General features: G+C 68.8%; 12 protein-coding genes. 5 read left to right on the top strand and 7 right to left on the bottom strand.

Annotation, left to right across the window (positions count from 1 at the left end):
* Window positions 1-150: 150 nt before the first annotated feature.
* From BMW54_RS02845 to hisN, 7 genes are all read right to left on the bottom strand, one after another.
* Window positions 151-438, bottom strand: a complete 288-nt coding sequence (locus BMW54_RS02845; RefSeq protein ID WP_090052832.1) for a hypothetical protein — start codon at window positions 436-438, stop codon at window positions 151-153.
* On the bottom strand, window positions 438-1466 hold the full coding sequence (locus BMW54_RS02840; protein WP_090052828.1) for an aspartate-semialdehyde dehydrogenase: 1029 nt from the start codon (window positions 1464-1466) through the stop codon (window positions 438-440). The genes BMW54_RS02845 and BMW54_RS02840 overlap by 1 nt, the downstream gene beginning before the upstream one ends.
* Window positions 1467-1496: 30 nt before the next feature.
* Complete coding sequence (locus tag BMW54_RS02835) at window positions 1497-2495, bottom strand: 2-hydroxyacid dehydrogenase (protein WP_090052827.1); 999 nt, start codon at window positions 2493-2495, stop codon at window positions 1497-1499.
* Between the two features lie 3 nt (window positions 2496-2498).
* Entirely contained in the window at window positions 2499-3602 is a 1104-nt protein-coding gene (gene aroC, locus BMW54_RS02830) for a chorismate synthase (RefSeq protein ID WP_090052825.1), read from the bottom strand.
* A 17-nt stretch (window positions 3603-3619) separates the two neighbouring features.
* On the bottom strand, window positions 3620-4540 hold the full coding sequence (gene prmB / locus BMW54_RS02825) for a 50S ribosomal protein L3 N(5)-glutamine methyltransferase (protein WP_090052824.1): 921 nt from the start codon (window positions 4538-4540) through the stop codon (window positions 3620-3622).
* 240 nt (window positions 4541-4780) lie between these two features.
* Window positions 4781-6913 carry a phosphocholine-specific phospholipase C gene (locus BMW54_RS02820; RefSeq protein ID WP_090052822.1) on the bottom strand — a complete coding sequence of 711 codons (2133 nt, stop codon included), beginning with the start codon at window positions 6911-6913 and terminating at the stop codon, window positions 4781-4783.
* 7 nt (window positions 6914-6920) lie between these two features.
* The gene (hisN, locus tag BMW54_RS02815) at window positions 6921-7712 is read right to left on the bottom strand and encodes a histidinol-phosphatase (protein WP_090052821.1); all 792 of its coding nucleotides are present in this window, start codon (window positions 7710-7712) and stop codon (window positions 6921-6923) included.
* A gap of 191 nt (window positions 7713-7903) precedes the next feature.
* Between hisN and BMW54_RS02810 the strand changes: the two genes are divergently transcribed.
* The 5 genes from BMW54_RS02810 (at window position 7904) to BMW54_RS02790 (ending at window position 15440) form a co-directional block, all read left to right on the top strand.
* Window positions 7904-8905 carry an extracellular solute-binding protein gene (locus BMW54_RS02810; RefSeq protein ID WP_090052819.1) on the top strand — a complete coding sequence of 334 codons (1002 nt, stop codon included), beginning with the start codon at window positions 7904-7906 and terminating at the stop codon, window positions 8903-8905.
* A gap of 29 nt (window positions 8906-8934) precedes the next feature.
* On the top strand, window positions 8935-9936 hold the full coding sequence (locus tag BMW54_RS02805) for an ABC transporter ATP-binding protein (protein WP_090052818.1): 1002 nt from the start codon (window positions 8935-8937) through the stop codon (window positions 9934-9936).
* Complete coding sequence (locus tag BMW54_RS02800) at window positions 9933-11594, top strand: ABC transporter permease subunit (protein ID WP_217642587.1); 1662 nt, start codon at window positions 9933-9935, stop codon at window positions 11592-11594. The genes BMW54_RS02805 and BMW54_RS02800 overlap by 4 nt, the downstream gene beginning before the upstream one ends.
* Window positions 11584-12339: a DeoR/GlpR family DNA-binding transcription regulator gene (locus BMW54_RS02795; protein WP_090052815.1), complete on the top strand. Its 756-nt coding sequence runs from the start codon at window positions 11584-11586 to the stop codon at window positions 12337-12339. Before BMW54_RS02800 ends, BMW54_RS02795 begins: the two co-directional genes overlap by 11 nt.
* 83 nt (window positions 12340-12422) lie before the next feature.
* Window positions 12423-15440: a TonB-dependent receptor gene (locus tag BMW54_RS02790; RefSeq protein WP_254779022.1), complete on the top strand. Its 3018-nt coding sequence runs from the start codon at window positions 12423-12425 to the stop codon at window positions 15438-15440.
* Window positions 15441-15450 lie beyond the last annotated feature (10 nt).

Here is a 15450-nt window from a genome sequence, read left to right as displayed (position 1 = left end):
GCCGGCGGCGCGCCTCTATCGGGCGATCGGCCGCGAAGGCGCCACTGTAGTGCACCCCGACAACAACTAACAATAGCGGCTACGGATAGTTACGCGACAACGTTGAGTCGTTCGCGAGGCCCGTACACGCCCCCCTTACATGTACTTCGGTCAATGGCCCTGCGCGGCCTCCAGCTGCCGCTGGAGCTCGGCGATCCGGCGATCCCGTTCCTCCAGCGCCTGCCCGGCCTCCTTCGAGTGCGACTCCAGCGTGTCCACACGCGTCTTCAGCTGGCGGACTTCGGCGTCCTCGCGTTTCTCCTGCCCGCGAAGGGCATCGAGCCGCGCGCGGGAGGACGACGAGTCCGCGCGCGTCGCCCGGTCCTGCGGCCGCTGCGCCGCCGACGCGGCGAGCGCGGGGAGCATCAGCAGCAGGAAGGTGGCGACGCGAGGGTTCATTACAGGTAATCCTCGATCAGGATTTCCGCGATCTGCACGGCGTTGAGCGCGGCACCCTTGCGGATGTTGTCCGCGACGACCCACAGGTCGAGGCCGCGCTCGTGGGAGATGTCCTCGCGGATGCGGCCGACGAAGACCGGGTCCTTCCCGGCCGCGTCGCCGACCGGCGTCGGATAGCCACCGGCCTTGCGCTCGTCCTGCACCACCACGCCCGGCGCCTGCTCCAGCAAGTCGCGCGCGCGTTCGGCGGTGATCTTGTCGCGGGTTTCGATGTGCACCGCCTCGGCGTGGCCGTAGAACACCGGCACGCGGACGGCGGTCGGATTCACCTGGATGGACGCGTCCTCGAGGATCTTCCGGGTCTCCCAGACCATCTTCATCTCTTCCTTGGTGTAGCCGTTGGCCTGGAAGTCGTCGATGTGCGGAATCACGTTGAACGCGATCTGCTTCGGGAACTTGGCCGTCTCCACGTCCTGGAAGTTGAGCATCTGGGCGGTCTGCTTGCCCAGTTCCTCCATGCCGCTGCGACCCGCGCCGGACACCGACTGGTACGTCGCGACGTTGATGCGCTCGATCCCCGCCTCGCGATGGATCGGCGCCAGCGCCACCAGCATCTGCATCGTCGAGCAGTTCGGGTTGGCGATGATGCCGCGCACCGTGTAGTCGGCGATGGCGTGCGGGTTCACCTCGGACACCACCAGCGGGATGTCGTCCTGGTAGCGGAACTCGGAAGTGTTGTCGATGACCACGGCACCCGCGGCGGCGGCGCGCGGGGCGTGCTCGCGGCTCACCGATCCGCCAGCCGAGAAGAACGCGATGTCGACGCCGTCGAAGTCGTATTTCGCAAGGTCCTGGACGGTATACGGTTTTCCGGCGAAGTCGACGGTACCGCCCGCCGAGCGCTCGCTCGCCAGGGGAACCAGTTCGCTGACGGGGAAATCCCGCTCGGCGAGGATCGACAGGAGGGTTTCGCCGACCGCGCCGGTCGCGCCCACCATGGCCACCTTGTAACTCGTCTTCTTGCTCATGCTTCGCTTTTGTCAGGCGTGGATGGAAGGTCAGCTGGCGTCGGCCAGCACACCCGGATTGAGGATCGTGGGTGGCTGGCCGGCGTGTGGACCGTGTCCGAACGCCGCCAGCACATTGTCCACAGCCAGCGCCGCCATATCGCGACGTGTGTCGCGACTTGCGCTGGCGATGTGCGGACTGAGGACGATATTGTCCCGTTCGAGCAGCCCCGGATGGACCGAGGGCTCCCCTTCGAACACGTCGATGCCCGCCGCCGCGATCTCGCCGGTGGCCAGCGCACGCGCCAGCGCCGCGTCGTCGACGATGCCGCCACGCGCGATGTTGACGAGCGTCGCGGTCGGCTTCATCGCCTTCAGTTCGGCCTCGCCGATCGCGTGGTGGTTCTGCGCGGTGTACGGCAGCACCAGGATGAGATGGTCGGACCGGCCGAGCAGCGTGGCCTTGTCGACGTAGGTCGCCGCGCATTCGCGTTCGACCTCCGCCGGCAGGCGCGAGCGATTGTGATACAGCACCTGCGCCCGGAAGCCGGCCGCGCGGCGTGCGACGGCCTGGCCGATGCGGCCCATCCCGAGGATGCCGATCGTCTTGCCGTGGACGTCCGCGCCGAGCCAGCCCTCGAAGCGGGAGCCGTGCCACTGGCCGTCGCGCAGCCAGCGCTCGGCCTCGCCCACCCGTCGCGCGGCGGCGAGCATCAGCGCCCAGGCGTAGTCGGCGACGGTCTCGGTGAGGACGTCGGGGGTGTTCGACGCACCGATGCCCGCGGCGGTCAGGGCATCCAGGTCGAGGTTGTTGTAGCCCACCCCGAGGTTCGCGACGAAACGCAGGCGCGAGGCGCCGGCGATGGCGGCCGCGTCGATGCGCTCCGCGAGCCCGACGATCGCGGCGTCGGCGCCGGCGAGGTGCTTCGCGAGGTCGGCGCTACCGAACGTCCGCTCCTCGGTTTCCGCCCGCACCTCGAAATGCGGCCGCAGGCGATCGACGATGTCGGGGAAGAACGGGCGGGAAATCCAGACGACGGGTTGGTTCATCGGTTACTCCCGGACGGCCCCTGGAATCCGCGGCGGCACCTCGCCCACGTCGCCGCACTGGGCGCGATGACGCAGCGCCTGGTCCATCAGCACGAGGGCCAGCATCGCTTCGGCGATCGGCACGGCGCGGATGCCGACGCAGGGATCGTGGCGGCCCTTGGTCACCACCTCGGTCGGCTGGCCCGCGCGATCGACGCTGCGACCCGGGATCAGGATGCTCGAGGTCGGCTTGAACGCCATCGACACGACGACCGGCTGGCCGGACGCGATGCCGCCGAGGATGCCGCCCGCGTGATTGGACAGGAAACCGTCGGCCGTGAGTTCGTCGCGGTGCTGCGTGCCGCGCTGGGCCACGGCGGCGAAGCCGTCGCCGATCTCCACGCCCTTCACGGCATTGATCGACATCATGGCCGCCGCGATCTCGCCGTCGAGCTTGCCGTAGATCGGCTCTCCCCACCCCGCCGGCACGCCCTCGGCGACCACGGTGACTTTCGCGCCGACCGAATCGCCCGACTTGCGCAGGGCGTCCATGTAGGCCTCGAGCTCGGGCACCTGCGCGGCGTCGGGCCAGAAGAACGGGCTACCCTCGATCGCGTCGGCGTCGAAGCCGCGCGGCACGACGTCGCCGATCTGCGCGACGTGCCCGCGCACCGTCACGCCATGGCGCTGTGCCAGCCATTTCTTCGCGATGACACCGGCGGCCACACGCATGGTGGTCTCGCGCGCCGAGGATCGCCCACCCCCGCGCGGATCGCGCACGCCGTACTTCTGCCAGTAGGTGTAGTCGGCGTGGCCGGGGCGGAACGTGTCGAGGATGTTGCCGTAATCCTTCGAACGCGCATCCGTGTTGCGGATCAGCAGCGCGATCGGGGTGCCGGTGGTCACGCCCTCGTAGACCCCGGAGAGGATCTCGATATCGTCGGCCTCGCGCCGCTGCGACGTGTGCCGCGAGCGGCCCGTCGCGCGGCGTTCCAGGTCGGCGCGGAACTCGCCGGGCTCGAGCGCGAGCCCCGGCGGGCACCCGTCGACGACGCAACCGATCGCCGGGCCGTGGCTTTCGCCGAAGGTGGTGACGGAGAGGATCTTGCCGAACGTATTGGAGGACACGGTACTTCCGGTGAAGGTCAGTTTCTTGCGGCGCGAACGGCGGCGATGTCGGCGGCATGCTCGACGAGGTCGCGCCGTTCCAGCGCGAAGATCCCCATCTGGCCCACCTTGAACTCCAGCCACACGAACGGGACGCGGGGCAGCAGGTTGACCAGCGCATGCTCGCTGTCGCCCACCTCGACGATCAGCAGGCCGTCCTCGCTCAGATGGTCGGCCGCCTCGTCGAGCATGCGCAGCGTGAGGTCCAGTCCATCATCGCCGGATGTCAGGCCGAGGACGGGCTCATGGCTGTATTCGGCCGGCATCGCGGCGTATTCGTCGTTGGTGACGTACGGCGGGTTGGAGACGATCAGGTCGTAGACCTCGCCCTGGAGGCCGGCGAAGAGGTCAGACTTCACCGCGCGCACGCGGTCCTCGACGTGCTGGAACACGATGTTCTCGTTGGCCAGCGACAGCGCGTCGTCGCTGACGTCGGCCAGGTCGACCTTCCACTCCGGGTTGTACTCGGCCATGGCGATGCCGATGCAGCCCGAGCCGGTGCACATGTCGAGCGCGCGTTCCACGTGGCGATCGTCCAGCCACGGGGTGAAGCGGCTCTCGATCAGCTCCGCGATCGGCGAACGCGGCACCAGCGCGCGGCGGTCGCTCTTGAACTTCATGCCCGCGAACCAGGTCTCGCCCACGAGATAGGCCACCGGCACGCGCTCGACGACCCGGCGCTCGATCAGCGCCAGCACGGCCTCGCGCTCGGCGGCGACCAGCTTGCCCGCGCCGTAGGCCGGCGGAATGTCCGGCGGCAGGTGCAGCGCGGCCAGCACCAGATGCGTGGCCTCGTCGATCGGATTGTCGTGGCTGTGCCCGAAGGTCAGGCCGGCGGCCGAGAAACGGCTGGCGCCGTAGCGGATGAAATCGATGATCGAGGAAAGTTCGCTGGTCACGGTCGGGGGGATTCGGTGGGGCTGGCTCGTGAGTATAGCCGTCCGGGGACACGCGGCGGCCTTCGCCGGGCCGGGCGCTTCGCCGTAGGCACCGGCGTGCGCCGGTGCGACGGTGAGGGGTACCTGGCCGGACGCCACCAGCACCCTCGACGTCGGCACCGGCGTGCGACGGTGCGACGGTGAGGGAACCTTGCCGGACGCCACCCGCTCCCTCGACGTCGCACCGGCGCACGCCGGTGCCTACGGCGAGGCGATCGCAGGGGCGGAACGTGCCGGATCGCTGGTTGCCGGCTTCCCGTCCTCGTGATGTCCCGCGTAGCGACGGAGGTAGCGCGGCGTGGGCGGCGTCAGGATCGACACGTCGAACCATCCGGCGCTCGCGGTGAGATCCAGCGTCAGCGTCTGGCTCGCACCGGCCGGGAGCGCGAGTTCGTGCCGCGTCGGCCCGTAGGCCTCGGAGATCGCCACCGCGACCGGGGCCGGGCCGCCGTTCGTCACGACGACCTCGACGGCGCGCTTGCCCTCCACGCCCCGGACCCACGCCTCCAGCGCATCGTCGGCGAATCCGCGCACCGCCGCGTAGTAGCCATTCGGGCCATGGATACGCCGGTCGTAAGCGTCGCCGGCCTTCGCGAGGGGCCACGCATCCTCGATCGCGGTGCCCGCGCTGGCCGCATAACGACGCGGCGGCGCATCCCGGTCGAGCCCGTCGTAGACCATGAACGCCGCGCCGAGCCGGCCGTGGTTGTCGAAGGAAAGACGGCTGGATCCGTCCTCGATGCGATGCCGCAGGTGCCACGCGTAACCGAGCGCCCGTGCCGGCCGCGTGCCCGGTTCCTGCACCGGCATCGTCTGCGTGCCGGGCACCGCGACCGGCGCCTTTCCGCTGAAGCCGGTCGGCACGCGCAACGCGGGCATCGACGGATCGGACCGGCCGCCGAAATCGAAGGCACTGGTAAGATCGCCGCAAACGCTGCGCCGCCACGTGCTGATGTTCGGCTCCTCGACGCCGAAGCGCTTCTCCAGGAAGCGCAGCACGGACGTATGGTCGAACGTTTCGGAGCACACCCATCCACCTCGCGTCCAGGGCGAGACGACGATCATCGGGACACGGTTGCCGAGGCCGACCACCTGCTTCCCGCCGGGATCGCTTCCGGGGACGAGCGGCGACGCGATCCGGCGATGCCGGTCGAGGTCCATCGTTTCGTCAATCAGACCTCCGACGAGATCGGGAGACACGACGCCCTCGCCGTCCTCCAGCGGCGGCGCGGGCGGGACGACGTGGTCGAAGAACCCGTCGTTCTCGTCGTAGTTGAGGAACAGGACCGTGCGGCTCCACACCTTCGCGTTCGCGGTCAGGGCCTCGATCACGCGCTTGATGTACGCCGCGCCATCGGCGGGCGACGAGGTGGGATGCTCGCTGTACTTGTACGGCGCGACGATCCAGGTGACCTGCGGCAGGCGGTCGTGCAGCACGTCGTCACGCAGGTCGCGCAGCGTGTGCGTGGACACGCCGTTGCGCACGAGCGCGCCGGACGGATCGGCGCCCTCCTTCACCTGGTACGCGGCGAAGAACTCGAGCGAGTTGTCCGTGTAGTTGTCGGTGGGCGAACCCGGATCGCCGGTGCCGCCCTGGTACACGCGCCAGGTGACGCCCGCCTTCTCGAGTCGCTCCGGATACGTCGTCCACGTATAACCGTTCGCGTCGGGACGCTCCTCGGTGCCGGGACCGTTGTCCTTGCGTCCGAGCCGGCCCGACGGATCGGACGTACCGCTCCACAGATAGATGCGGTTGATCGCGGTATCGGCCAGCGCGGACGCGTGGTACGCGTCGCAGATGGTGAAGGCATCGGCGAGCGCGTAGTGGAACGCGGCGTCCTCGCGACGCAGGTACGCCATCGTGAGCACGTCCTGCTTCTGTTCGATCCAGCGGTCGTTACGGCCGAGGTTCCACGCACCGTGGCCGGAGCTCCAGCCATGATCGGTGCCCTCGTGATGGTCGCCACTGCGGTGCGTGTCGAGATGGAACGGATAGACCCATGCGACATCGTCGCCGATGCCGCGCGACTTCCAGTATTTCGTGCGCGCTGGCGTCACCGGCTGGCGCCAGACCGGATCGCCGTTACCGAGCTCGAGCACGCGTGGATCCGCGAAACCGCGAACGCCACGCAGGCTGCCGAAATAATGGTCGAACGAGCGGTTCTCCTGCATCAGCACCACGACGTGACCGACGTCGGCGAGCGTGCCCGTGCGGCGGTCGGGCTCCGTCGCCAGCGCCTTCGCGATGGCCGCGGGAAATCCCTGCGCGACGAACGAGGCCGCCACGGTCGCACCCGCGGCATGGAGGAAACGGCGGCGATCGTGGGAGACCATGGCCGTATCAGTCCCGCGCGAGCGATTCGATCAGCGCCGCGTGCAGCGCCGGCGTGGCCGCCGCGACCACGCGACCGCCGCTGTCGAGGCCCAGTTCGCGGCCCTCCCAGTCGGTGATGACGCCGCCCGCGGCCTGCACGACGGGAGCGATGGCGAGATAGTCGTACGGCATGAGGTTCGATTCGATCACGGCGTCGATGTGACCCGACGCGAGCATGCCGTAACCATAGCAGTCGCCGCCGAAGCGGCGTGTGTAGGCGGCCCGGCTCGTGCGATCGAAGCGCACCCACTCGTCGGGCGTGAACATGTCCGGCGTGGTGGTGTAGAGCGTCGCGGCATCGAGCGTCTCGCAAGCGCTGGTACGGCAGCGCACGCCGTTCATGGTGGTGCCGACGCCGACGTGGCCGATCCAGCGTTCGTCCAGCGCGGGCATGTCGAGCACGCCGAGTACCGGCCGCCCGTGCCGGAGCAGCGCCAGCAACGTGCCCCACAGCGGCCATCCCGAAATGAAGCTGCGCGTGCCGTCGATCGGATCGATGGACCAGACGAACTCCGCATCCGTGCGCGTCGCGCCGTATTCCTCGCCGAGCAGCCCGTGCGCCGGCCACGCGTGCTCGATGCGATCGCGCAGCATCGATTCGACGCCGCGATCCACCGCGGTCACCGGACTCATGTCGCCCTTGAGCGTCACGTCGACCGGACGGCGGAACCGGGGCAGCGACAACGCGCGAGCGTTGTCGGCGATCGCCAGCGCGAACGTTTCGAACTCTTTCCGCTCGGCGGCGGACAACGATTCCATCTTGCGGGACTCCCGATGCGGAAAGCGTGCGCGATCTAACGGTTACACGTTTCGGATTGATGACAAAAACGAAAATTCTCTGGTGGACGACGACGCCACAGGTTTGCAAATATACCCAAATCGCCACACCGGTGGGTGGTCGTTTCCGCCCCGGTGACACGTAAAGCGAACCGCCATCCGTCGAGCCGGCCATGCGTCCATACCGCCAAATCGGAAGCGCCATCCTGCTGCTCGCCGGCTCCGCCGCGGCGCACGCGGGCACCGTGACCGTGTACTCCGCGCTCGAGAGCGACGAGATCATCGTGTACCTCGACGCCGCGAAGAAGGCGCTCCCCGACATCGACGTCCGCGTCCTGCGTCTGTCCAGCGGCGACCTCGCCGCGCGGCTGCTCGCCGAATCGGCGCAGCCGCGCAACGACGCGATCTGGGGCATGGCGGTGACCGACATGCTGGAACCTCGCATCGCCGCCTTGCTCACACCCGTGCGGGGAACCCACATCGGTCGCATGCCGTCCGCGTTCCGCGCCGCGGACGGCCGCTGGTTCGCGCCCACCGGCTTCCTCGCCGCGCTGTGCGTGAATCGCGAAGCGCTCGCGGAGCGCGGCCTGCCGATGCCGCGGACGTGGACCGATCTCGCGTCGCCCCGCTATCGCGGGCAGGTCGCCATGCCGGACCCCGCCTCGTCGGGCACCGGATACATGCTGCTCTCGTCACTCTCGGACGCCGGTCGCGATCCGAAGGGCATGCAGGTCGTGCTCGACATCGCGCGCAACGTCGGACAGGTCACGCTTTCCGGGTCCGCGCCGTGCAAGCTCGCGCGCATCGGTGAATTCCCCATCGGCATCTCGTTCGCGTTCTCGGCCATGCAGTCGATCCGCCAGGGCTATCCGGTCTCGATGGTGATTCCCGAAGGCGCCAAAGGTTACGAGCTCGAAGCGTCGGGACTCATGACGAAGGCGTCGAACCCCGGCGACGCGCGGCGTTTCCTCGACTGGACGGCCTCGCCCGAGGCCGCCGTCCTGTATCGCGGTTACAAGGAAATCGTGGCGGCGCCGGGCAGCGTGCCCAGTGCCGAACAGCAGCGGGAAGGCCTTCCCGCCGACCTCGTCGCGACGCTGCCCGCGCGCGACTTCGCCACGGCGGCGCGCGAACGCGCGGCGCTCATCGCCCGGTACAAACGGCTGACCCGCTGACGCGGCGGCCGAAGGGGAACCAACGCGACATGCACCTGCGGATCGACGACCTATCGAAGGCATGGAACGGGCACACGGTGCTCGACGACGTGTCCTTCAGCACCGCCGAGGACGAGTTCGTCTGCCTGCTGGGACCGAGCGGCTGCGGCAAGACCACGCTCCTGCGCATCGTCGCGGGGCTGACGACGCCCGACGCCGGACGCATCGCGCTAGGCGGACGCGACATCACCACCCTTCCCGCGCGCGAACGCCGCATGGGCCTCGTGTTCCAGGCGTATTCGCTGTTCCCGGACATGACCGCCGCGGCCAACGTCGGCTACCCGATGCGCCTTCGCCGCGAGTCGCCGGCGAAGATCGCCGCGCGCAGCAGCGAGCTGCTCGAACGCGTCGGCCTGGGCGGCTTCGGCGCGCGCTTCCCCGACGAACTTTCCGGCGGACAGCAGCAGCGCGTGGCGCTGGCCCGCGCGCTTGCCACCGAACCCGCGATGCTCCTCCTCGACGAGCCCCTTTCCGCGCTGGATCCCGCGATCCGGGCGCAGCTTCGCACGGAGATCCGCAGTCTCCAGCGGGGGCTGGGCATCCCCACCATCATGGTGACGCACGACCAGGACGAAGCGCTGGCGATGGCGGACACCATCATCTGCATGAACCATGGACGCATCGAGCAGTCCGGTTCGCCGCGCGACCTCTACGAACGACCGCGCACGCGTTTCGTGGCCGAGTTCGTGGGCCGCGCGAACCTGCTGCCCACCGCGTTCGTGCGCGACGCCCTGCCCGGCTTCCTCGAACGCCGCCCTCCCGGCGCCGAAGCGACGTATGAGCTCTGCCTGCGCCCCGAGGACATCGTCGTCGTCGCCGACCCGCGCGGCGAAGGCGTCATCGAGGAGACGACGTTCCTAGGCAACCTGACGCGGATGACGCTGTCGTGGCGTGGCCGCCGCCTCCTGGTGGAGGTATCCGGCCGCGACTCGCTGCCGCGCGGCCAGATCGTGACGGTCGACGCCCTGCGCGGCGCCTGGGTATGCGCATGACCATCGTCGCCGCCACCGCGCCGCGATCGCGCTCGCGCGCCATCGCGGCGACGTTGCTCCTCGCCGTACCGGTGGCCGGCCTCGTCCTGTTCTTCCTCCACCCGCTCGCCACCGTGCTGTGGCGCGCGGTCACGGACGCGGACGGCACGCCGACGCTGGCCAACTTCGCACGCCTCCTCGACGATCCCGGCCTGCCCCGCGCGGCGTGGCGAAGCCTGGCGATCGGCCTCGCGACGACGGCGACCACCGTCCCCCTGGGCCTGTGCCTCGCGATGGCGCTGCATCGCTCCCGCCTGCGCGGCAAGTTGCTCATCCGCGGCGCGCTGCTGTTGCCGATGCTCGCGCCGTCGCTCGTGCTCGGCCTCGGGCTTGTCTGCCTGCTCGGCCGGAACGGGCTCGTGCATCGGCTCACCGGCCTGCCGACCGACATCTACGGATTCTGGGGCCTGCTGCTCGCGAACACGCTCTACGGCCTGCCGCAGGTGACGATCATCGTTTCCGCCGCCCTCGCGCGAACGCCCGCGCGCCACTACGACGCCGCCACGTCGATGGGCGCGGGCGACGGGAGACAGTTCCTCGACGTGACGCTGCCACGCCTGCGCTACGCGCTGCTCGCCGCCGCCTTCCTCGTCTTCACCGAAACGCTCACGGACTTCGGCAGCGCGGTGGTCGTCGGCGGCAGCTACCGCGTGCTGGCGATGGAGATCTACAGCGAAGTGGTGGGTCAGCTCGATTTCGCGATGGGCGCGACGCTCGGGGTCCTGCTGCTCGCTCCCGCGCTGCTTTCCGTCGGACTCGCCCGCCTCGCGAAGCGGCGGCAGGACAGCGGCGACGCACGCCCGGGCCAACCGCTCGTGCCACGACGCAACGCGCCGCGCGATCTCTTCCTCGGCGTGGTGTCCGTCATCGCGTTGCTGCCGCTCGTGGCCATCGTCGCGACCGTGGCCTATGTCAGCGTCGTGAAGCTCTGGCCTTACGACCGCACGCTCACGCTGGCGAACTACACGACCGGCATGCCCGACGGTTACGGACCGGTCGCCACGTCGCTCGGCGTCGCCCTGACCGCCGCCGTGGCGGGCACGCCGCTGGTCTTCGCACTCGCCGCCGGCCTGCGCCGTGCGCCGGCGACGCTGTCGCGCCCCGTGCAGTTCCTCGCCTCGCTGCCCGCCGCGGTGCCGGGCATGGTGCTCGGCCTCGGTTACGTGCTCGCCTTCAACCACGGCGCGCTGTCCGGCGTGTTCTACGGCAGCGCCGCGCTGGTGGCGGCGTGCAGCCTCTACCACTACCACGCGCAGTCGTTCCTCACGATGCAGACCGGCATGCGCCAGGCGCCCGAGGCGCTGGAAGACGCGGTCGTGACGTCCGGCGGCGGCATGCGGCATGTCCTGCGCGACGCCATCCTTCCGTTCACCGTGCCCGCCGCGGTGTCCACCTTCTTCTACCTGTTCATGCGCTCGCTCGTGACGCTGTCGGGCGTGATCTTCCTCGTCACACCGACACTCGGCCTCGCCTCCGTGACCGTGATGCGCCTCGACGAGAACGGCTTCCTCGCCCAGGCCGCGGCCTATGCGATGTGCGTCGTGATCGCCGGCGCCCTCGCGCTCGGCGCGATGCGCCTCCTCCTCCACGCATTCAAGGACCGACACCATGTGGCATGAAGAACGGCATTCCCGCATCCGCGACCTGCTGCGCACGAGCGGCCAGGTGTCCGTCGAGCGCATCGTCGCCGAGCTCGGCGTCTCGCGCGAGACCATTCGCCGCGATCTCGTGGAACTGGCGGAACGCGGCGAGATCCGTCGCGTGCACGGCGGCGCCGTGCTCACGGGCGACGAGCCGCCGATCGACGTGCGCCATGCCACCCGCGTGCGCGAGAAGCGCGCCATCGCGAAGAAGGTCGCCAGCCTGGTCGAAAGCGGCCAGACGATCTTCATGGACGCGGGCAGCACGATGAATCTCGTCGCCGAGGCGCTCGCCACGCGCAGCGGCCTCACCATCGTGACGAACGCCGTGGACGTCGCCGCGCGCTTCGCGACGCGCGACGCCAACGAGGTGCACCTCCTCGGCGGGCGGTTCAACGCGCAGATCGGCTGCACGCAGGGCTCGGCCACCGTCGCCGAGATCGCGCGCTACCAGCCGCACGTCGCGATTCTCTCGCCCGTCGGCATCGACGCGAAGGCCGGCGCCAGCAGCTTCGAGATGGAAGAAGCCGAGATCGCGCGCGCCATGTGCGCGAACGCCCGCCGCATCGTCATCGCGGCCGACCATTCCAAGATCGGCGTGCGCAGCCGCGTCGCCTGGTGTCCCGCCGACCGCGTGGACGTGCTCGTCACCGACCGTCGCAGCGAGAAGTCCCGCGCGATCGCCGCCATCCGTAAGGCCGTGGGCGAGATCGCCTACGCCTGAAACAAGACGCGCCAGGAAGGCCGCCGAAGCCACACATTTTCAATCGATACAAACCAACCACGATGCCTTCCCGGAGCGTTCCCATGCATCCCCGCCCCACCCTCCGTCATACCCTGTTATGCGCCGCGGTCGCCGCCGTCCTCTCCGGCACCGCGTTCGGCCAGGCCACCACGGGCCGCATCGCCGGCTCGGCGCCGGCCGCGGCCGGCGAAACCGTGCTGATCGAAGGCAGCAACGGCATCGTCCGCGAGGTCCAGGTCGACCCGCGCGGACGCTACTCCGCCGATGCGCTGCCGCTGGCCACCTACAAGGTGTCGCTGAAGTCCAACGGCAACGTCGTCGATTCACGCGACAACGTCACGCTGCGCGTCGGCGCCGCGACCGACGTCTCCTTCGCCGCCGCCGCGGCATCCGCGCAGGACGCGCAGCAGCTCGACCAGGTCACCGTCTCGGCGACGCAGCTGCCGAAGATCGACGTCGCCACGGTCGCGTCCAGCACCGTCATCACGGCGGGCGACCTCGCGCGCCTGCCGCTGCAGCGTTCCGCCGAAGGCATCGCCCTGCTCGCACCCGGCGCGAGCCGCGGCAGCACCAGCTTCAAGGGTGCGATGGGCAACACGCTCGTCAGCTTCTCCGGCTCGTCGGTCACCGAGAACGCCTACTACATCAACGGCATGAACACGACCGATCCGCTCAGCGGCTTCGGCGGCATCACGCTGCCGTACGGCGCGATCGACCAGCAGGAAGTGCTCAGCGGCGGCTACTCCGCCATGTACGGCCGTTCGGACGGCGGCGTCATCAGCCAGGTCGGCAAGCGCGGCACCAACGAATGGCATGCGGGTACGCAGGTGCTCTGGGAGCCCGACTTCGCGCGCGCGAGCGCCCGCAACATCACCTACGGCCACGGCAATCCGCATCCGCCGGGCACGATCGTCCAGCGCAACGACCGGAACCACGAGTGGACGTCCACCGTGAGCGCGTACGCCGGCGGCCCGCTGGTCAAGGACAAGCTCTACGCCTTCGCCGCCGTGGAGATGGAACGGAGCGAGGGCAACAGCATCGGCGACGTCAACCACGCGTACGACACGAAGTACACGTACAAGGACCCGAAGTGGTACGGCAAGCTCGACTGGAACATCACGGACAGCAACATCCTCGAGCTCACCGGCGTCAACCAGACCCATCGCACGAACGGCAACAAGTACGACTACGACTACCAGACCGACGAGGTCGGTGACTTCGCCAACACCGATTCGACGTACAAGACCCGGGCCATGGTCTACGTCGCCAAGTTCACCAGCTACATCACCGACGACCTGACGCTCACGGCGCTCTACGGCAAGTCGAAGCTCACCTATTACAACGAGCCGCCCGATACCGGCGTGACCGGTCCCTTCATCGGCGGCCTGAACCAGCAGAACCCGGCGCTCAACGGCGGCACGCCGCGAGGCAACGGCCAGACGCTCGACACGATCGACAACCCCGATCACGAGTCGACCAACCGCAACCTGCGCGTCGACCTCAACTACCGCATCGGCGACCACTCGATCACCGCGGGTATCGACAACCAGGACTCGCGCGACATCGACGACGGCACGACCATCGGCGGCGACGGCTACGAGCTGTGGTACGGCCATCAGGATCCGAACCTCAACATCAGCGACAGCCCGTTCGTCGACAAGCCGGCCAACTACCCAGGCGGCGGCACGGGCTACTTCGCGTACATCCGCCACTACAACACGCTCGCCTCGGTGCGCGTGAAGCAGCGCGCGCAGTACGTGATGGACGACTGGCAGGTGACCGACCGCCTGCTGCTTTCGCTGGGCCTGCGCAACGACCAGTTCACCAACTACAACCCCTCCGGCCAGCCGTACCTCAACCTCACCAGGCCGCAGTGGGCGCCGCGCCTGGGCTTCAGCTGGGACGTCAACGGCGACTCCACGATGAAGATCTACGGCAACGCGGGCCGTTACTTCCTCGCGATGCCCGCCTCCGTCGCGTTGCGCACGTCGGCCGGCTCGCTGGCGACCAACCAGTACTTCACGTACACGGGCATCGACGGTAATGGCCTGCCCACCGGCATCACGTACATCGCCTCCTCCACCGGCGGTGCCGTCTCGCCGAACGGCGAATACGGCCAGCCGCCCGACCCGAAGACGGTCAGCGCCAAGAACATCAAGTCCGAGTACCAGGACGAGTTCATCCTCGGCATGGATCAACAGCTGAACAAGGAATGGATCTGGGGCGCGAAGGCCACGGTGCGCAAACTGCGCAACGCGCTGGACGACGTCTGCGACAACGGCGCCATCACGCGCGCCGCGGTCGCCCAGGGCGCGGACATCGACGTGGTCACGGTCGGCAGCTGCTACCTCTCGAATCCAGGCCGCGCCAACGTCTACCAGCTGAAGAAGGAAGGCGGCGGCTACTACGACGTGACCGTGACCAACGCCGACTTCGGCTTCAGCCACCTGAAGCGGAACTACTACGGCCTGAACCTGTACCTGTCGCATCCGTTCGACGGCAAGTGGGCGGCCAAGATCGACTACCTCTACTCGCGCAGCTACGGCAACACCGAAGGCCAGGTGCGTTCCGACGTCGGCCAGGGCTCGGTGTCGGCGTCGCGCGACTGGGATTACGCCACGCTGATGGACTATGCGAACGGTTATCTGCCGAACGACCGCAAGCACCAGCTGAAGCTCTATGGCTCGTACCAGCTCGCCGCCGAGTGGCTGCTCTCGGCCAACCTGACCGTGCAGTCGGGCACACCGAAGTCCTGCCTGGGCCGCTATGGCGCGAACGAGAGCGATCCGTCGGGCTACGGCAGTTACTATCACTTCTGCTTCGGCGAACCGTCCGCGTACGGCGCCAAGGGCCGCGAACCGTGGCAGCAGCTGGTCGACCTCAACGTCGAATACCGTCCGCTCTGGGCCGACCGCAAGCTGGCCTTCAACGTTTCGGTGTTCAACGTGCTGAACCAGCAGCGCGCCGAGCAGCGCAACCCCGTGTCCGGCAGCAGCAAGTCGATCAACGATGGCTACAACCAGGTCATCAGCTACACGCAGCCGCGCTACGCCCGCTTCGGCATCACCTACGACTTCTGACGGAGACGTC

Source organism: Luteibacter sp. 329MFSha (assembly GCF_900111665.1).
GTDB lineage: Bacteria > Pseudomonadota > Gammaproteobacteria > Xanthomonadales > Rhodanobacteraceae > Luteibacter.
Note: the sequence above shows the minus strand (reverse complement) of the source record. Positions and strands in the feature narration are given on the sequence as shown.

Bases quoted from the DNA above. Each gene is read 5' to 3' on its own strand.
- BMW54_RS02845 (WP_090052832.1), bottom strand. From the start codon at position 438: ATGAACCCTCGCGTCGCCACCTTCCTGCTGCTGATGCTCCCCGCGCTC.
- BMW54_RS02840 (WP_090052828.1), bottom strand. From the start codon at position 1,466: ATGAGCAAGAAGACGAGTTACAAGGTGGCCATGGTGGGCGCGACCGGC.
- BMW54_RS02835 (WP_090052827.1), bottom strand. From the start codon at position 2,495: ATGAACCAACCCGTCGTCTGGATTTCCCGCCCGTTCTTCCCCGACATC.
- BMW54_RS02820 (WP_090052822.1), bottom strand. From the start codon at position 6,913: ATGGTCTCCCACGATCGCCGCCGTTTCCTCCATGCCGCGGGTGCGACC.
- hisN (WP_090052821.1), bottom strand. From the start codon at position 7,712: ATGGAATCGTTGTCCGCCGCCGAGCGGAAAGAGTTCGAAACGTTCGCG.
- BMW54_RS02810 (WP_090052819.1), top strand. From the start codon at position 7,904: ATGCGTCCATACCGCCAAATCGGAAGCGCCATCCTGCTGCTCGCCGGC.
- BMW54_RS02805 (WP_090052818.1), top strand. From the start codon at position 8,935: ATGCACCTGCGGATCGACGACCTATCGAAGGCATGGAACGGGCACACG.
- BMW54_RS02800 (WP_217642587.1), top strand. From the start codon at position 9,933: ATGACCATCGTCGCCGCCACCGCGCCGCGATCGCGCTCGCGCGCCATC.
- BMW54_RS02795 (WP_090052815.1), top strand. From the start codon at position 11,584: ATGTGGCATGAAGAACGGCATTCCCGCATCCGCGACCTGCTGCGCACG.
- BMW54_RS02790 (WP_254779022.1), top strand. From the start codon at position 12,423: ATGCATCCCCGCCCCACCCTCCGTCATACCCTGTTATGCGCCGCGGTC.